Below are 236 nucleotides of genomic sequence, written 5' to 3'. Positions count from 1 at the left end.
CAATTACAGTCACGCGCAATTTTCACACCAGAGCTCATAAAAAGTAAGGGGTACAGGGCTACAAATCGTGAAGGAGATAAACAATTTGTTACTTTACTCACATTATCGATTGCTTTAGTTGAGCCAGATTTACAGCAATGTAAAAATAGTCATCAGGTTGCAGAACTGGATACTGATGCTAAAAAAGAGGCCAATCGATATCGCGATAGTTATCTATTTATTAGTAAGCTCTGAAG

Annotated in this window: 1 pseudogene; it reads left to right on the top strand. The window is 37.3% G+C overall.

Features of this window, described 5'->3' with window-relative positions:
* Positions 1–234, top strand: a pseudogene (locus V6260_RS18680) (GGDEF domain-containing protein); the annotation flags it as partial.
* Positions 235–236 lie beyond the last annotated feature (2 nt).

The sequence above is a fragment of the Pseudoalteromonas aliena genome, assembly GCF_038155085.1.
Classification (GTDB): Bacteria; Pseudomonadota; Gammaproteobacteria; order Enterobacterales; family Alteromonadaceae; genus Pseudoalteromonas; species Pseudoalteromonas aliena_A.
The sequence above is the reverse complement of the archived record's forward strand: the minus strand, read 5'-3'. Positions and strand labels throughout refer to the sequence as shown.